The sequence below is a fragment of the Methylovulum psychrotolerans genome (assembly GCF_002209385.1).
In the GTDB taxonomy this organism is placed as follows: domain Bacteria; phylum Pseudomonadota; class Gammaproteobacteria; order Methylococcales; family Methylomonadaceae; genus Methylovulum; species Methylovulum psychrotolerans.
Genome location: NZ_CP022129.1, coordinates 3,357,723 through 3,374,042, shown reverse-complemented (window position 1 = coordinate 3,374,042; position 16,320 = coordinate 3,357,723). Strand labels below are relative to the sequence as shown.

The 16,320-nt window shown below is 52.1% G+C and carries 10 protein-coding genes; 8 read left to right on the top strand and 2 right to left on the bottom strand.

The window, feature by feature from the left end; genetic code table 11:
• The first annotated feature begins 306 nt into the window (after positions 1-306).
• From mfd to glgC, 8 genes are all read left to right on the top strand, one after another.
• Positions 307-3,762, top strand: a complete 3,456-nt coding sequence (gene mfd / locus CEK71_RS15390) for a transcription-repair coupling factor (RefSeq protein ID WP_088620208.1) — start codon at positions 307-309, stop codon at positions 3,760-3,762.
• Between the two features lie 23 nt (positions 3,763-3,785).
• Complete coding sequence (locus CEK71_RS15385; protein WP_088620207.1) at positions 3,786-4,343, top strand: DUF2058 domain-containing protein; 558 nt, start codon at positions 3,786-3,788, stop codon at positions 4,341-4,343.
• Positions 4,344-4,548: 205 nt separating this feature from the next.
• A complete protein-coding gene (gene moaA, locus CEK71_RS15380; protein ID WP_088620206.1) occupies positions 4,549-5,556 on the top strand; it encodes a GTP 3',8-cyclase MoaA in 1,008 nt (335 codons plus the stop codon).
• Between the two features lie 219 nt (positions 5,557-5,775).
• On the top strand, positions 5,776-7,077 hold the full coding sequence (locus tag CEK71_RS15375) for a DEAD/DEAH box helicase (protein WP_088620205.1): 1,302 nt from the start codon (positions 5,776-5,778) through the stop codon (positions 7,075-7,077).
• Positions 7,078-7,534: 457 nt separating this feature from the next.
• Positions 7,535-9,811 carry a ribonuclease R gene (rnr, locus tag CEK71_RS15370; RefSeq protein ID WP_088620204.1) on the top strand — a complete coding sequence of 759 codons (2,277 nt, stop codon included), beginning with the start codon at positions 7,535-7,537 and terminating at the stop codon, positions 9,809-9,811.
• A gap of 41 nt (positions 9,812-9,852) precedes the next feature.
• On the top strand, positions 9,853-11,229 hold the full coding sequence (locus CEK71_RS15365) for an AAA family ATPase (protein ID WP_088620203.1): 1,377 nt from the start codon (positions 9,853-9,855) through the stop codon (positions 11,227-11,229).
• Positions 11,230-11,234: 5 nt separating this feature from the next.
• Complete coding sequence (locus CEK71_RS15360) at positions 11,235-11,813, top strand: hypothetical protein (RefSeq protein WP_088620202.1); 579 nt, start codon at positions 11,235-11,237, stop codon at positions 11,811-11,813.
• Between the two features lie 198 nt (positions 11,814-12,011).
• Complete coding sequence (gene glgC, locus CEK71_RS15355; RefSeq protein WP_088620201.1) at positions 12,012-13,235, top strand: glucose-1-phosphate adenylyltransferase; 1,224 nt, start codon at positions 12,012-12,014, stop codon at positions 13,233-13,235.
• Positions 13,236-13,291: 56 nt separating this feature from the next.
• On the opposite strand, the gene CEK71_RS15350 is transcribed toward glgC, so the two are convergent.
• Together CEK71_RS15350 and CEK71_RS15345 are read right to left on the bottom strand one after the other, a co-directional pair.
• Positions 13,292-13,600 (bottom strand): hypothetical protein, encoded by a 309-nt coding sequence (locus CEK71_RS15350; protein WP_232463670.1) that lies wholly within the window; start codon positions 13,598-13,600, stop codon positions 13,292-13,294.
• 621 nt (positions 13,601-14,221) lie between these two features.
• Positions 14,222-16,318 carry a hypothetical protein gene (locus CEK71_RS15345; RefSeq protein WP_088620200.1) on the bottom strand — a complete coding sequence of 699 codons (2,097 nt, stop codon included), beginning with the start codon at positions 16,316-16,318 and terminating at the stop codon, positions 14,222-14,224.
• Positions 16,319-16,320: the final 2 nt, after the last annotated feature.

Genomic DNA, 16,320 nt, shown 5'->3' with positions numbered 1-16,320 from the left:
AACTATACATCGGATTTGGCTTTTATTATCTACCCAAGCTTAGTGCTTGTCACTAACAATAAACGCCAAACATATCTTTAAAAATAATTAACAATCAATAGTTTATAATAAAAACTCTAAGCCACTCAAACAATGGTCATTTTCCTTGCGAAGCCATAGCTACCTTTCGCTTCAAATGCCCATCAGTGGCGACCGAAACTTACCGACCACCGCAATACAAGCTCCCTAGCCCAGCCGTTACCACCACTTTTCAACTCACCCGCCAACGCCTGTTGTATAATCGCCTTTTTTTGACCGCTTTCCCGCATGGCACATTCTTTAATCTTTTCTCCAGCAATCCCGCAAACGCCTGCACAAACCCTCGTCTGGTCGGGTTTGACGGGGTGTGCCGATGCCTTGGCATTGGCGACGGCGATTGCCAAAGAGCAACGCCTGTTCGTGATTATCACCCCCGATAACCAAACGGCCTTACGCTTAGAACATGAGCTGGCGTTTTTCCTGAACAAACAGTACTCGATCCTGCATTTCCCCGATTGGGAGACCTTGCCTTACGATGTGTTTTCGCCCCTGCCGGAAATCACCTCCGAACGCCTGAAAGTTTTGGCGCTGTTGCCGGAAGTCAAACGCGGGGCTTTAGTCGTACCGATCACCACGCTGATGCACCGCCTCGCCCCGCGCGAGCATGTCCTGGCGAACAGTTTCGCCATTCGGGTCGGCGACGATTTTAATCTGGAACTTAACCGCGTCAAGCTGGAAAGCGTCGGCTACCAATGCGTGTCGCAAGTCTACCAACATGCCGAATTTGCCGTGCGCGGGGCGATTGTCGACCTGTTCCCGATGGGCAGTTCCGTACCGTTCCGCATTGAATTGTTTGATGAAACCGTCGAATCCATCCGCACCTTCGACCCCGAAAGCCAACGCTCTTTAGAAAAAATCAACCAGATACAACTGTTTCCGGCCCGCGAGTTTCCGTTTACCGATGCCGCCATCAAACAGTTCCGGCAAACCTTCCGGGAGGTGTTTCCGCAAACCTCGCTGAAAAACACCCTTTATGCCGATGTCAGCAAAGGCGTAGCCTTTAACGGTATCGAATACTATCTGCCGCTGTTCGTCAGCCAAACTGCCACTCTGTTCGATTACCTGCCAAGCTCGGCGGTGTTGGTGGTCAGCGACCAGTTCACCGCCCATTCGGTGGCGTTTTACAGCGATGCCCAAGAGCGTTACGAGCAACGCAAATACGATTTGGAACGCCCGCTGTTAACGCCCGAACGCCTGTTCTTATCTGCCGACGAGCTCGCCGACAAGGCTAACCGCTTTGCGCGGATAGTCTTAGACAGCTGCCCGACCGACGGCCCTTGCCAAACCCTGCCGGATTTGACCTTCAACACCAAGCTCGACCAGCCTGCGCAACGCTTGCAGCAGTTTATCGCGGGCTTTAACGGCAAAGTGCTGTTGGTCGCCGAATCCGCCGGACGCAGGGAAGCCCTGTTAGACAGGCTACGCGCCTGCCAAATCAGCAGTAAACGGGTCGAATCTTGGCAACAGTTTTTGGATACCGACGCGCCAGTCTGCATGGTGGTCGCCCCCGTCGAACAGAGCCTATGGTTGCTTAACCCCGCCCTGGCCATCATCACCGAACCGCTGCTGTCCGGCGAAAAAGTCCAACAGCAACGCCGCCGCCGGAAATCGGCCGCGCGGGAGCTGGAAGCCATTGTCAACAACCTGAACGAACTCAGCATCGGCTCGCCCGTTGTCCATCAGGAACATGGCGTAGGCCGCTACCTCGGCTTGCAAACCTTGGCGGTCGGCGGTATTCCCGCCGAATTTTTGATGCTGGAATACGCCAATAACGATAAGCTCTATGTTCCCGTGTCTACCCTGCACGTCATAGGCCGCTACACTGGCATGAGCCCGGACACCGCGCCGCTGCATAAATTGGGCGGCGACCAATGGGGCAAAACCAAGAAAAAAGCCATCGAAAAAATCCGCGATGTCGCCGCCGAATTGTTGGAAATCCATGCCCAACGCGCCATCAAACAAGGCCATGCCTTCGCCATTACCAACACCGACTACCAGACCTTTGCCGACGCGTTCCCGTTTGAGGAAACCCCCGACCAGCGCACCGCCATCGAAGCGATACTGGACGATATGACCAGCCCGCAACCGATGGATAGGGTCATTTGCGGCGATGTCGGGTTCGGCAAAACCGAAGTGTCGATGCGGGCGGCCTTTATCGCCGTGCAAAGCGGCAAACAAGTCGCGGTACTGGTACCGACCACGCTATTGGCGCAACAGCATTACCAAAACTTCTGCGACCGCTTCGCAGACTGGCCGGTGCGCATCGAAGTCATGTCCCGCTTCGCCTCCGCCAAACAGCTTAAAGACATTGCCGAAGCCTTGGCGAAAGGCCTGGTCGATATTGTCATCGGCACCCACACCCTATTATCCAAAGAATTAAAATATAAAGCCTTAGGGCTAGTGGTGATTGACGAAGAACACCGCTTCGGGGTACGGCAAAAAGAACATTTTAAAAAGCTGCGCAACGAATTGGACATGCTGACCCTGACCGCCACGCCGATTCCGCGCACCTTAAACATGGCCTTATCGGGGCTACGCGACATTTCCATTATCGCCAGCCCACCGCCCAACCGCCACGCCATCAAAACCTTCATCAGCACCTGGGTGGACGCACAGATTAAAGAAGCCTGTTTACGCGAAATCCGCCGGGGCGGGCAGGTATTCTTCCTCCATAACGATGTCAAATCCATGGATAAAATGGCCCGCGAACTGGAAGCCCTGTTGCCGGAAGCACGTATCCAAATCGCCCACGGACAAATGCCCGAACGTGATCTGGAACGCATCATGCTGGATTTTTACCACCAACGCTTTAACCTGCTGCTCAGCACCACTATTATCGAAAGCGGCATCGACATCCCCAGCGCCAACACCATCATCATCAACCGTGCAGATAAACTGGGTCTGGCGCAACTGCACCAACTGAGGGGCCGGGTCGGACGTTCGCACCACCGCGCCTACGCCTACTTTATCGTGCCGCCGAAAAACCTGATGAGCAAAGACGCGCAAAAACGCCTGGAAGCGGTTGAAGCCTCCGGCGACTTGGGCGCGGGCTTTATGCTGTCCTCACATGATATGGAAATCCGGGGCGCTGGGGAATTGCTCGGCGACGACCAAAGCGGGCAAATCCAAGAAATCGGCTTTACCTTATACACCGAATTGTTGCAACGCGCCGTGGACGCGCTCAAATCCGGCAAACAACCGGAATTAGACACCCCGATGGACAAAGGCCCCGAAGTGGATTTGCAAGCCGCCGCGCTCATCCCCGAAGACTACCTGCCCGACATCCACGCCCGCCTAGTGCTATACAAACGCATCTCCAGTGCCGACAGCACCGAAGACTTGCGGGACTTGCAAATCGAAATGATCGACCGCTTCGGCTTGCTGCCGGAAGCCGTTAAAACCCTATTCAGCGTCACCGAACTGAAACAACAGGCGGAACAATTGGGCATTAAGAAAATTGAAGCGGGTGCCACAGGCGGGCGCATCGTCTTTAGCAGCACCCCGACCATTAACGCCGAGCAATTGATCACCTTAATCCAAACCCAAGCCCAAGTGTACAAACTCGACGGCATGGACAAATTAAAGTTTACCCAAACGTTTGCCGATGTCGCCCAAAAAGTGGAATTTATCGGCGCTTTGCTGCAACGCTTGACCTTGCCTAAGCCTGCGGCAAAATCAGCCTAGCCCATCTAATAAAGTCTAAAACCATGAGCAAACCTAAATTATCCTTACAAGAACAGCTCTTAAAATCCGGTCTCGCCAGTTCCGCACAAGCAAAAAAAGCCCAAGCCGACAAGCGCAAGCAAACCAAAATGCAGACCAAAAACAATGTCACCGTCGTTGATGAGGCCAAAGAGCTGGCCTTAAAAGCCCAGGCGGAAAAAGCCGAGCGCGACCGTGAACTGAACCAGCAACGCCGCCAACAAGAGGCGCACAAAGAGCTCGCCGCCCAAGTCAAGCAACTGGTCGAACAAAACCGCCAACGCCAAGACCCTGACGGTGTCGCCTACCGCTTCACCGATAACAACAAGGTCAAAACCTTGTACATTAGCGAAACCCTGCGCAACCACATCAGCAAAGGCCGCGCCGCCGTGGTTAAATTTGAGCGGGCTTACGAGGTTGTCAACGCCGACACCGCGCAAAAAATCCGCGAACGCCTGCCGGACTGTGTGATTGTGTATTTCCCCGCCGAAGCGGAAGCCGCCAAGCCCGCCGAAGATGACCCTTATGCGGCGTTTGCGGTGCCGGATGATTTGCTGTGGTAAGCACATCATCATCAATTTAACAAAAGACGAAACGCCAATCAGCGAATTGGCAGGACATTGCGGAGCAGGAAATATCAAACGGCATGATAGGCATTGCCCTCTTTACGCAAACTATTATCCCCAAAAATAACGATTTAATGAACACAACTGCCGCAGCAGGCTCTAACTGTGTTAATATTAACATCCGCTTTTTTTAAATGTTGTTATGACCGCTGCTGTCCCTCCCCAACTGATAGACCGTTTTGGCCGAACGGTGGATTATCTGCGCATTTCCATTACTGACCGTTGTGATTTTCGCTGCGTTTACTGCATGGCGGAAGATATGGTGTTTTTGCCGCGTGCGCAAATCCTCAGCTTGGAAGAAATTTATACCCTGGCTCAAACGTTTACCGGCTTGGGGGTAAAAAAAATCCGCATTACTGGCGGCGAACCGCTGGTGCGTAAAGGCGCGTTGGAGCTGTTGCAAAAAATCGGCGCTTTGCCGGGCTTGGAAGAGCTGGTGCTGACCACGAACGGCTCGCAATTGGCGGCAATGGCCTCGGCTTTAAAGGCGGCGGGGGTCAAACGCGTCAATATCAGTTTGGACACCCTTGATGCCGCCAAATTTAAGGCCATTACTCGCACCGGGGATTTGCAGCAAGTTATTAACGGTATCCAAGCCGCCACGGCAGTGGGTTTTGAGCGGGTCAAGCTCAATGCGGTGATACTCAAAGGCCGTAATCACGAAGAAGTTAGCGCGTTGGTCAGTTTCGCCATTGCCCAAGGCGTGGACATCAGTTTCATCGAAGAAATGCCTTTAGGCGTGGTGGCGGCACAGCACAACCGCTCGGACGCTTATTATGCCAGTGACCGGATTAAAGCGGACTTGGCAAAAACCTTTACGCTCGAACCCAGCACCATGAAGACGGGCGGGCCGTCGCATTATTTTAACGTCGTCGGCACCACAACGCGGGTCGGTTTTATCTCCCCGCATAGCGAAAACTTTTGCAGCACCTGTAACCGGGTGCGCCTGACCGTGGAAGGGCGTTTGCTGCTGTGTCTGGGCAATGAGCATTCGGTCGATTTGAAACAGGTGTTGCGTAGCCAGCCGGGTGACAGTACGGCCTTAACTCAGGCGATTATCGCCGCCATGCAGATCAAGCCCGAAAAACACGAATTTAACATCCACGAACAGCCAGTTATCTTGCGCTATATGAACATGACTGGCGGCTAAGCCTGCCGACCAAACAGAACAAGCAAGCTGTATTGTCCCGCACCCTCAAGGGACACCTCCAACCAGCCTTATCCAGCCGTGGCGGCAAGTTTGCCACGCTTAACCGAGGAATGCGCAGGATATAATTTTTAAGGCTAAATGCCTTAAGCCACAAAGTTATCTCCTGCCCATTCCTGCCCATTTTTCTTAACAGAACCCCATCATTTTCAGAGGTTTTTAATGTCTTTCTCCCAACTCGGCCTGTCCGAAGCCTTACTTAAAGCCGTAGCCGAACAAGGTTACACCGAGCCGACCCCTATCCAACAGCGTGCCATCCCGATTATTTTACAAGGCAAAGATGTCTTGGCGGGGGCACAAACCGGAACGGGCAAGACCGCCAGCTTTACTTTGCCGTTGCTGCAACTGCTTTCCGATAGCGATGTGATCCACCAAAAACCGCGCCGTGTCCGCGCCCTGATTCTCACCCCCACGCGTGAGTTGGCGATGCAGGTACACGAAAACGTCAGCATTTATGGCAAGCATTTGCCGTTGCACACCGAAGTGGTGGTCGGCGGCGCCAGCATCAAGATGCAGACGCGTAACCTCAAGCACGGCTGCGATATTGTCGTCGCCACGCCAGGCCGCTTGATCGACCACGTCCAGCAAAAAAATGTCAGTCTGGCGCATATTGACATTCTGGTGCTGGATGAAGCCGACCGGATGCTCGACATGGGCTTTTTGCCCAGCATCCGCCAAATTATGGCCTACCTGCCTAAACAACGCCAAAACCTGTTGTTCTCGGCGACCGTCTCCAACGGCATTAAAACCTTGGCGGCGCAATTGTTAAACAAACCCGTCGAAATCGAAGTGGCCCGCCAAAATGCCACCGCCGATACCGTCACCGAGCGCGTCTACGGCATCCCGCGTGAACGCAAACGGGAACTGCTGTCCTTTTTGATCGGCAGCAACAATTGGAAACAAGTTCTGGTGTTTGTCCGCACCAAACACGGTGCTGACCGCCTGGAAAAACAGCTGATCCAAGACGGCATCCGTTCCGCCGCCTTGCATGGCGATAAATCCCAAGGGGCGCGCACCAAAGCCTTAGATGCCTTCAAAAACGGCAAAGTCACCGTTTTAGTGGCCACCGATATTGCCGCGCGGGGTTTGGATATCGACAGCCTGCCGCATGTCATTAACTATGATTTGCCGCAAGTGCCGGAAGATTATGTGCATCGGATTGGCCGTACTGGCCGTGCCGGAGCCAGCGGTGAAGCTTTGTCTTTAGTCAGCCCTGAAGAGGCGCAACTGTTGGCGGACATTGAAAAGCTGCTGCAACGGCAAATCACCCGTGTTGCTGACACGGGCTATGAGCCGGTGTCTTTGCGCGTACAGGATGCGCCGAAAAAAGCCGCGCCCAGTAAAACCACTGGCAAAAAAGATTTTCGGCATAAGCCCAAAGCCCCCGCTGGCCGCGATGGCGCCCGCCCTCAAGGCCCGCGTGGTGCGGCCAAGCCCGCCCCCCGCCGCACAGGCCGGGTGTAAGCTTGCTGTAGGGCAAGCCCTCCCGGCAGGGCGATAATCCCCGCCGGGCGTGACCTAAATAGCCCGTTGTCGACAGGTTTAGCGGCGTACAAACAGCGATTTGTACGCCAAGCTCCCGGCCTTAACTGCCTGAATTGTCCCGCTTAAGCTTAAATCCCACCCTATTCTGTTGCCGCTATCGGGCAAAATCAGGAAAATTCCGCTATATCCGACGTGCAAAACCGATTATAGTGAGTATAATTTATTACCCAAACGCTTCGCCGCCCTGTTTCAAGCAAACGGCCCTAAGCCTTCCCCGTTGCCCAGCCCACCACGCTGGCAACCCATTTCTTAAGCCGCGTTGACGCTATATGCCCGTCTTGCCGATTAGTGATGATTTTAAATTCTAATCAATAGCCTAAGCATGTATCATATAAACATCAGCTGACTGTAGCCATTACCTTATTTCATTATTTAAATGCCCTCGAAGTCTAAAAAAGACGTTGATTTCAGTTCAACAAAAGACCCATACGCCCAGCGTGAAGCTGAGAAGTATGAAAATCCCATCCCCAGCCGCGAACTCATCCTTCAACTCATTGAGCATTCGGGCAAGCCTTTGTTACGCAAAGAAATTGCCGAAGCCTTTACGATGGAGAGCGAAGACCAGCTAGAAGCCTTACGCCGCCGTTTGCGGGCGATGGAGCGGGACGGCCAATTGCTGTTCAACCGCGAACAGCGCTATTGTCTGGTCAATAACAAAGATTTAATTGTTGGCCGCATCATCGGCCATGCCGACGGCTTCGGCTTTATCCGCCCGGATGACGGCTCGGATGACTTATTCTTATCCCCGCGCGAAATGAACCCCTTGTTGCACAATGACCGTGCTATGGTGCGGATTGTCGGCATCGACAAAAAAGGCCGCCGCGAAGGCGCGGTGGTGGAGATTTTGGAACGCAACACCCACCAGATTGTCGGGCGGCTCTATAAGGAGGACGGCTTCACTTACGTCATCCCTGACAATAAAAACCTTTCGCAAACCGTTTTGCTGCAAAAAGACGGCGTGGGCAAAGCCAAACAAGGGCAAATCGTTATTGCCGAAATCGTCGATCAGCCGACCAAATTGCGCCAGCCGATAGGCCGCATCATTGAAGTGCTGGGCGACCATCTCGCGCCGGGTATGGAAATCGAAATGGCCATCCGCTCGCACGAACTGCCGCACCGCTGGCCTGCCGAGCTTGAGGAAGAGATCAAACAACTCAGCCCCGAAGTGCCGGAGGCGGCCAAAGAAGGCCGCGTCGATTTGCGCGACACACCTTTAGTGACCATTGACGGTGAAGATGCCCGCGATTTTGACGATGCCGTATTCGCCAAAAAGACCCCGAAAGGCTGGAAGCTGCTGGTCGCTATCGCCGATGTCTCGCATTATGTGCAGATCAACACCGCCCTGGATAACGAAGCCAAAAACCGCAGCACCTCGGTGTATTTCCCCGAAAAAGTCATCCCCATGCTGCCGGAAATCCTCTCCAATGGCTTGTGTTCGCTCAATCCTCATGTCGACCGTCTGTGCATGGTCTGTGAGATGCTGATCGACGGCGAAGGCAATGTCAGCCGCAGCCGCTTCTTTGAAGCCGTGATGCGCTCCCATGCCCGCCTGACCTACACCGAAGTGGCGAAAATGCTCGTCGAAGGCGATACCGAACTGGCGCAAAAACACACGGCCTTAATGCCGCATTTGCGCGAATTGTACGCGCTGTATAAAGTCATGCGTGTGCAGCGCGAACAGCGCGGGGCGATGGATTTCGACACCCAAGAAACCCGCATTGTCTTTGGCAAAAACCGCAAAATCGAAAAAATCGTTCCCGTTACCCGTAACGATGCCCATAAGCTGATTGAAGAGTTTATGATCACCGCCAACAGTGCGGCGGCACGTTTCCTCAACGGCAAAAAAATCCCCAAACTGTTGCGTATCCACGAAGGCCCCAGCGCTGATAAGTTACTCAACCTAAAAACCTTCCTCGGCGAATTGGGGCTGAAATTCGGCGGCGGCGCACAACCGACCCCGCTGGACTATATGCACTTGGTCGAAGCCGTCCGCCACCGCCCCGACGCGCACCTGATCCAGACCGTATTGTTGCGCTCCATGTCGCAAGCGGTCTACAGTCCCGAACTGAAAGGCCATTTCGGCTTGGCACTTGAGGCTTACGCACATTTTACCTCGCCTATCCGCCGCTATCCCGACTTATTGGTACACCGGGCTATCCGCCATTGCCTACAAGGCAAAAACGTCGCCAGCTTCTTCTATGGCGTGCCTGACATGGTGTTATTAGGCGAGCATTGCTCCGCTAACGAACGCCGCGCCGACGATGCCACCCGCGACGTGGTCAGTTGGCTCAAGTGCGAATTTATGATGGACAAAATCGGCGAAGAATTCAGCGGCATCATCTCCGCCGTCACTTCGTTCGGGTTTTTTGTCGAACTGGCGGACATTTATGTCGAAGGTTTGGTGCATATCAGCAACCTAGGCCAAGATTATTTCCACTTCGACCCGACCAGCCACCAATTAAAAGGCGAACGCACCAACACTAACTTCCGTTTGGGCGACAGCGTAAAAATCCGCGTGGTGCGGGTTGATTTGGACGAAAAGAAAATGGATTTTGAGCTGGTGCAAAAACAGGCTTCGGTTAAGAAGGCTGATGGCGGTGCACCGACAGGCAAACCGAAGAGAAAGCGTAAGAAGAAGCCTAAAAGCGTTTAAGGTTACACGCTCCTGCGCTTAACTAGAGACAGAGATGGGTTATGAAGCTTGAAGTCAGCGTCAAAAACTTGGGGCAAATCAAAGAAGCTAACTTCCATATCCGCCCGATCACCGTCATCACGGGGCCGAACGGTACGGGCAAAAGCTTTTTTACCAAGTCTTTGTATTCGATTTTGAATGTGGTGAATAAAAATATTTACCATGATTCGATCAATCAGATGATTTTGAAGATTCGGTTGCGATTGGATGTCATTAGGGGATTCGGAATTCAAGAGCAATCAGAGGCCGAAAGTATAAGTGGCGATATTCAGGAAATAAAAGATGGTCTTCTTCAGTTGCAAAAGGAATTTGAACGGGCCAACGACTTAAAAATAATTGATTTTTTTGCGTTTACGGCAGCCAAAATGGTAGCTATGGAGGCAATCTACCAGTCTTTTTTATCTTTTTGCCAGAAATATGACAATAACCCTAAGGCGATCTCAAAAAATAATGCTGAAATTATCAATAGCTATTTTGAGGATTTTTTAAAGCAAGCAAAATCCCCCGCGCAATATTATTCTGACGATATTCGCCAGCATCTTGAAAACGAGCTTAAAGAAAACTTTCAAATTTCTTCGTTAAGTGACTTAATTTCTTTTGGCAAAGATGAACTGGAAATCAGAATTGATGAATTTTGTTTAAAATTAGACAACAATGGCTTCCATCTAGGTATGCCCACTGAGTTTATTAACGAAGTCGCCAATTTGTCTAACGTTATATTTTTTGAGTCACCGGCTTATTGGAAAGTACGGGATGCTTTAAACTCCGCCCAAGATAACAAGACCATTTTTCAGCATAAAAATGACGTTTTAACAGGCGTACCAAAATATTTTTATGATTTAGATACCGCCTTAAAAACCAAAACCAAAACCGAAGGGGCTTTTAAATCCGCTACCGATTTGTTAGCCCGCACCCTAGGCGGCGAGTTTATCTTCAAGGGCGATGAGTTAAGCTTTAAGGACAAAAGCGGGCGGGAAATCTCCAAAAATCTCATGTCGTTCGGTATGACCAACTTGGGCATGATCCAAGCCCTGCTAAAATACAACATCATCACCGCAGGCTCCTTCATCTTCATTGACGAGCCGGAAACCAATTTGCACCCCGATTGGCAAGTCAAGCTGGTAGAGGTGTTGTTGTTATTGGCGCAAGGCGGCGTTAATATCGTCATCACCACGCACAGCTCTGACCTTGTTAAGGCGTTGGAAGTTAAGATAAAAAAGCTGCCGATTGAAGTAATGGAAGATTTTCTTTCGGTGCATTTTGTGGATATTGGTGGAGAATTGCTTAACTTTGAATCGGAAGGCAGGTTACAGCAATTAATTGAATCCAGAAGCTTGTTAAATGCCGCTTACGAAGAACTTTATTTTAGCGACTTGTAACGGTCATGCTGGATAAATCGACTTATTTACGCTGTCTTGAACATGCAAAAGGTACTGAAAAATCGGTACTGATGGCGTATAAATTGGATGATGCAGACGGTATCGCCGAGCAGCTAGGCTTTAAAACCCATATAATCAGTAAAGCCGATTATTTTCTTGAGCAAGAACTGCATGTGCAATTCATAGAGCTGTCGGATCTTAGGGAGAGCTTTAAAGAATGCGCTGGTAAAATTTGCTCAGCTTTAGCGGAGATCAACCAAGATCCGACGCTTTCTGAAAAATGGAAAAGGGAGCGAAAAAAAGTCATAAAGCAAAAGGCTTGGCAGAATCTTCGCGATGAGTTTCATAAAAAATGGAACGGTTCCATTGCTGTCATCGAAAGGCTGTACCGCAAAACTGGGCAACCCGTGGATAGCGATCCGCGTTATAGCCTACTTATTGTCTGCAAAAACGATACGGATACCAAAATGCTCGACGAATTGAATGCTGAGCTGAGCCCGCTCTTAAATGGCATGTGTGGCACCGTACAAAAAGTACAGTTTTGCAAAACGTCTCAACTTGAAAAATGCCTTTTAACAAGCTGAAAAACCCTGTGGCCAAACACAATCCATCAACACAAAACCAAGCCAGGGAGTTTAAAAACAAGGCATAAACAGCCTACCCTACTTAGCTTTCCAAACAAGACAATCCAACACTAAAGTGCAATACTAGGTATCAATCGTTTAGAATAGCGTTCTCCCTGATGTTTTAACCAACAATCCCAAATCTCTCAGAGGTGGTTTATGTTCGATAAAACTTTGTCCATCATCATGGCTGGCGGCATCGGCACAAGGCTGCATCCGCTGACCGCCGACCGTGCCAAGCCGGCCGTGCCGTTTGGCGGCAAGTACCGGATCATTGACTTCACCCTGACGAATTGCCTGCACTCCAAACTGCGGCGCGTATTGGTGCTGACCCAATACAAATCCCAATCGCTGCAAAAGCATTTGTTGGATGGCTGGGCGATTTTCAGCTCGGAAATTTCCGAATACATCATGCTGGTGCCGCCCCAGATGCGTACCGGAGAATCCTGGTATGTCGGCACGGCGGATGCCATCTTCCAGAACATGTACCTTATCGAACGCAGCGACCCCCATTATGTGCTGATTTTGTCGGGCGACCACATTTATCGGATGGATTATGCGGCCATGCTGCAATTCCACCATAACCAGCAAGCAGAACTGACCGTGGCCTGTATGCAAGTGCCGCTAGCCAGTGCCAGTGCGTTTGGGGTGATGTCGGTGGATCATGACCAACGCATTAGCGAGTTTCACGAAAAGCCCCAGCAACCGCAACCCATGCCCGGCAATCCGCACAGCGCCTTGGTGTCAATGGGCATCTACGTTTTCAATAGGGAGTTGCTTTGCCATGCCTTGCAGGCCGACCACGATCTTGTTTCATCCAGCCATGATTTCGGCAAAGACATTATTCCAAAGCTGATTCAAACCCATAAGGTCTGCGCTTATCGGTTCGGCGGCGAGGCGGGTCGGGTTACGCCCGACCAGTATTGGCGTGATGTCGGCACCATTGACTCCTATTACGCGGCGAATATGGATCTGCTGGACCCGGTGCCGCCGATGAACTTGTACCAACGGGATTGGCCGATCCGCACTTACCACGAACAAAACCCGCCTGCGAGAATGGTCAGGGGGACTTCCGGCCACGAAGGCCAACTGGTTAACTCCCTGATTAGCAGCGGTAGCGTTATCTGTGGCGGTAACGTCCGGCATTCGATTTTGTTTCCGCAAGTTCAGGTGCATGAACATGCGGTGGTGGAAGACTCTATCTTGTTTTCGGGTGTGTCAGTAGGCGCAGGGGCACTGTTAAGGCGTTGTATAGTCGATAAGAACGTGCATATTCCGCCTGGCGAGCAGATTGGCTTTGATGCCGCCGCCGATGCCGCCCGCTTCACCCGTTCGGAATCCGGCATCACCGTCATTCCGAAGGGCTACCGCTTTATACCGTAAACCCCGCCCTCACCCAGCGCGGCGTTGGCGGCGACCCAGCCTTAAGCCGCCCTTTGTCATCGCCTATTATCCGCCGTCATTAACCGTGCCGCCAGCGCGTGGTCTGAAAACGTCTCCAAAGCCTTGCCGACCATTTGGCAATGTCCGCCTTGCGCTTCATAGCTTCGGCTAAATTCATCAATAAATTCCATAACGGTATGGTCTATCAGGTAGCCGTCGGTAAAGTCAAAAATAATCGTCTTACCGCTTTCCAATTCTGCGAGGGCTTTTTTTAAGGGTAAGAAGTTTGAAAATAAGGCCGAACCTAACAGCTTGACGACCAAAGCAGGGCCATCTTGGCGAATCGTAAAATGGATCTTAAACAAATTGTTAAACCAAACGCCGCGTAGCCGAGTAAATATCCCCCAGCAAAGCTGGGGGCTTTATGGTGTGAACCGCTCAAAGCGGTAAAACAGGTCGCTAACGCGGCCTGTCAATAATGGCCACCTTAGGGGTGGCGGCTCAACTCCAAAGGCTCAACGAATTGTCGGCACAAGGCGCGGATGTTCGCCCCTTCTTGGCAGGCCAATAGGACAAATTCTTTTCGGGCTGACATTAGGGTGACCTCTTTCCAAGGCATGAACTTTTTCCGGTAGGTTAAAATTCACGCATTCTAAAGTGTTACCCATGTCCCCGAACATGTGTTACCTATGTCTCCAGTCCATACACCCATCAGGGGAGGGGGACGGGTTCCATTGCAACTTGTTGTTTTAAATTAATTTGTTCAACTTTTTAATATCCGGTAGTTGAACTATTTATCCGAATGTTAAAAACTTGATAATCGAGTTTAAACAACCGGTCCGGTTTGTCGGCGGCGATAAGGCCAATGTAAGCAATTCGGTAGCGGGGGGCTGAATGAGTGGGTGACTATTTTTGGCGTTCGCATGGCCATTGGGCTGGCGGGTCGGGATACTCCCCATCGACCCGCCACTGAAAGCCCATAGAACCTAGTTGCTTATCTGGATGCTGTGTTTGCCGGCCAGCTTCTTGTTTAGCGTGACCCACAGTTCTGATTGGGCGGGACGTACACTGACAAAATAATCGGTGTCGGCCACTAAGGCCACGCCATCTAAGGTTATTTGCACGGGTGGCGTGGCCAGGGTGTAGTTGTGGGCAACGATGATCGGCATGTCTAAGGTGGTGGGTGCGGTGTTGGACACACCGAAGTACAAGAGGACATTGTTATTGGCGGCATCAAGCTCCCAAGTGCCATAGATTGGGCTATACCCCACCGGGCTATAGGTTTGGTTATCGCTACGCCCCACACCCGCCACGCCTTTCGTACGCACGGTTCCTATGCTGGTGGTCAAGCTGGTCAAGCTGATGGTCTTGGCTTGCTGGGCGATGGCTTGGGTCGGCTTAGCCGAATGCGGGTCCAGCACGATATAAGTGCTGTAGCTCACTTTAGGCCAGCCGTGGACGCCATAACCGTTAGTGCCGATAAACGACCCATTGCCCAAAGACCCCCAGTCTGCACCCCAGGCCAAACGCTTGTTGCTGGTGGTCTGTGCCGCATTGGCAACCGAGTATTGCACCAGTTGGTAAGCCCAATCGCTAGTACAAGGCATTTTGTGGTTATACCCAGGCCCCGCCCCTTGGTCATTAATGCAAAGCTGCCCCATATTCGCGCTGGTTTTGCCACGCCAGACTTGGGCTTGGTAATTGTTGTAGCCCCCCGCGTTTTGGTTGGCGATGAGCTGCGTTCCGGCCAGCCCCATTTCGGCATCGGTGCTTGATGTCCATAAATAATCATAGGGGGCCCCCTGATTGAGTTGGGAATAATCCCAGGCGTTATTCATCGTAAATGGTTTTCCCGCACTGGCGAACACATATTTGTCGCCCCAGCCGACACCACCGACCATATCCGCGCCGGTGCCCCCCTCCACATTCATGTCGCCATAAGGGGCGCGGAAATCGGAGTCCACCGCATGGTTGGGTATCTGTGATAAGTCGAACGTCACCGACCAGACCGGATAATTGCGGCCTGTAGCCAGCATCCAATGGATACGCACGGGCATGTTATAAACCGTGACATACTGGCGGTTAGTGTCTGCCGGACCGTAGATCCACGTCCACGGCTCGATGGATAGGTTGGTGAGCGCCGCTTGGGTCAGGCCATAGCGGACATAATTGAGCGTATATTCATGGATGGCGTGATGGTTGCCGACAAATAGCTTATTGCTGGTGGCGCCGCTGCCGGAACCCAGCGGCGAATCGTCCTTGCCATAAGCGGCGGCGAAAGACGGGTTGCTCAAGTGCGCAACGACATAGCCGAAGCCTGCCGCGCCGTTAGAACTGGGGTTCACCGTCCGTATTGTGCCGTTCGGCAGCGTATAAGTGAACTGCTTGGCATTGCCGCCCTTGCTGGCATCGTTGAGGGCCAGTGCCACGTTACGCGGTTTGCAGGTGCTGTCAGACCAAGTGTACTGGTCGTTCAAAAATCCGTTGATGGGCTTGCCCGCATTAGCGGCGCCAGAATCCACGGCCAACGCTTGGCAACCGCCCGCTAGGGCGGCGGAAACCAAGACCACATTGTCAACATTGAAGACGACACCGCCTTGGCCTAGCCCGTCTTGCAGGTTGAGACGGTTCACCAAGGCCAAACCGCCGAGGCTACTGACCGGAATGGTGACGCTAGACCAGGTGTTGGCGGCCAGCGGCGGTGTGGCGAAGGCAGAAAGCTTGGCGGCATTGCTCAAGCCGGTATCGTTTTGCAACGTGACGGAAAGTGCCGCCACCTTTGCGACATTCCCGCCCGGATTGATGTCAAATTTGAGTGCGGACAAGGAACTCAGGTTTACACCGCCCGTATCCCAATGCAGCGCGAAATCGTTCCAAGCCTTGGCGATGTTGACATGCGCTGAAGCGGTACCTGATTTCTTCAAGAGGGTGTCGTTGGTGACGAGGGTGGTGGTATCCCAGCTCCAATCGCTCCAACCACTGACAATGCTGTCGTTGTAAGCATAAATGTCGGCTTGGGCTACCGATAAGTTCATAGCCAACAGCCAAGGGCTGCCGACAAGGATTTTTATAAAGGATTTCATCG

Excerpts from the sequence above, each read along its gene's own strand:
- rnr (WP_088620204.1), top strand. The coding sequence starts at position 7,535 with ATGCCCTCGAAGTCTAAAAAAGACGTTGATTTCAGTTCAACAAAAGAC.
- CEK71_RS15385 (WP_088620207.1), top strand. The coding sequence starts at position 3,786 with ATGAGCAAACCTAAATTATCCTTACAAGAACAGCTCTTAAAATCCGGT.
- mfd (WP_088620208.1), top strand. The coding sequence starts at position 307 with ATGGCACATTCTTTAATCTTTTCTCCAGCAATCCCGCAAACGCCTGCA.
- glgC (WP_088620201.1), top strand. The coding sequence starts at position 12,012 with ATGTTCGATAAAACTTTGTCCATCATCATGGCTGGCGGCATCGGCACA.
- CEK71_RS15375 (WP_088620205.1), top strand. The coding sequence starts at position 5,776 with ATGTCTTTCTCCCAACTCGGCCTGTCCGAAGCCTTACTTAAAGCCGTA.
- moaA (WP_088620206.1), top strand. The coding sequence starts at position 4,549 with ATGACCGCTGCTGTCCCTCCCCAACTGATAGACCGTTTTGGCCGAACG.
- CEK71_RS15345 (WP_088620200.1), bottom strand. The coding sequence starts at position 16,318 with ATGAAATCCTTTATAAAAATCCTTGTCGGCAGCCCTTGGCTGTTGGCT.
- CEK71_RS15360 (WP_088620202.1), top strand. The coding sequence starts at position 11,235 with ATGCTGGATAAATCGACTTATTTACGCTGTCTTGAACATGCAAAAGGT.
- CEK71_RS15365 (WP_088620203.1), top strand. The coding sequence starts at position 9,853 with ATGAAGCTTGAAGTCAGCGTCAAAAACTTGGGGCAAATCAAAGAAGCT.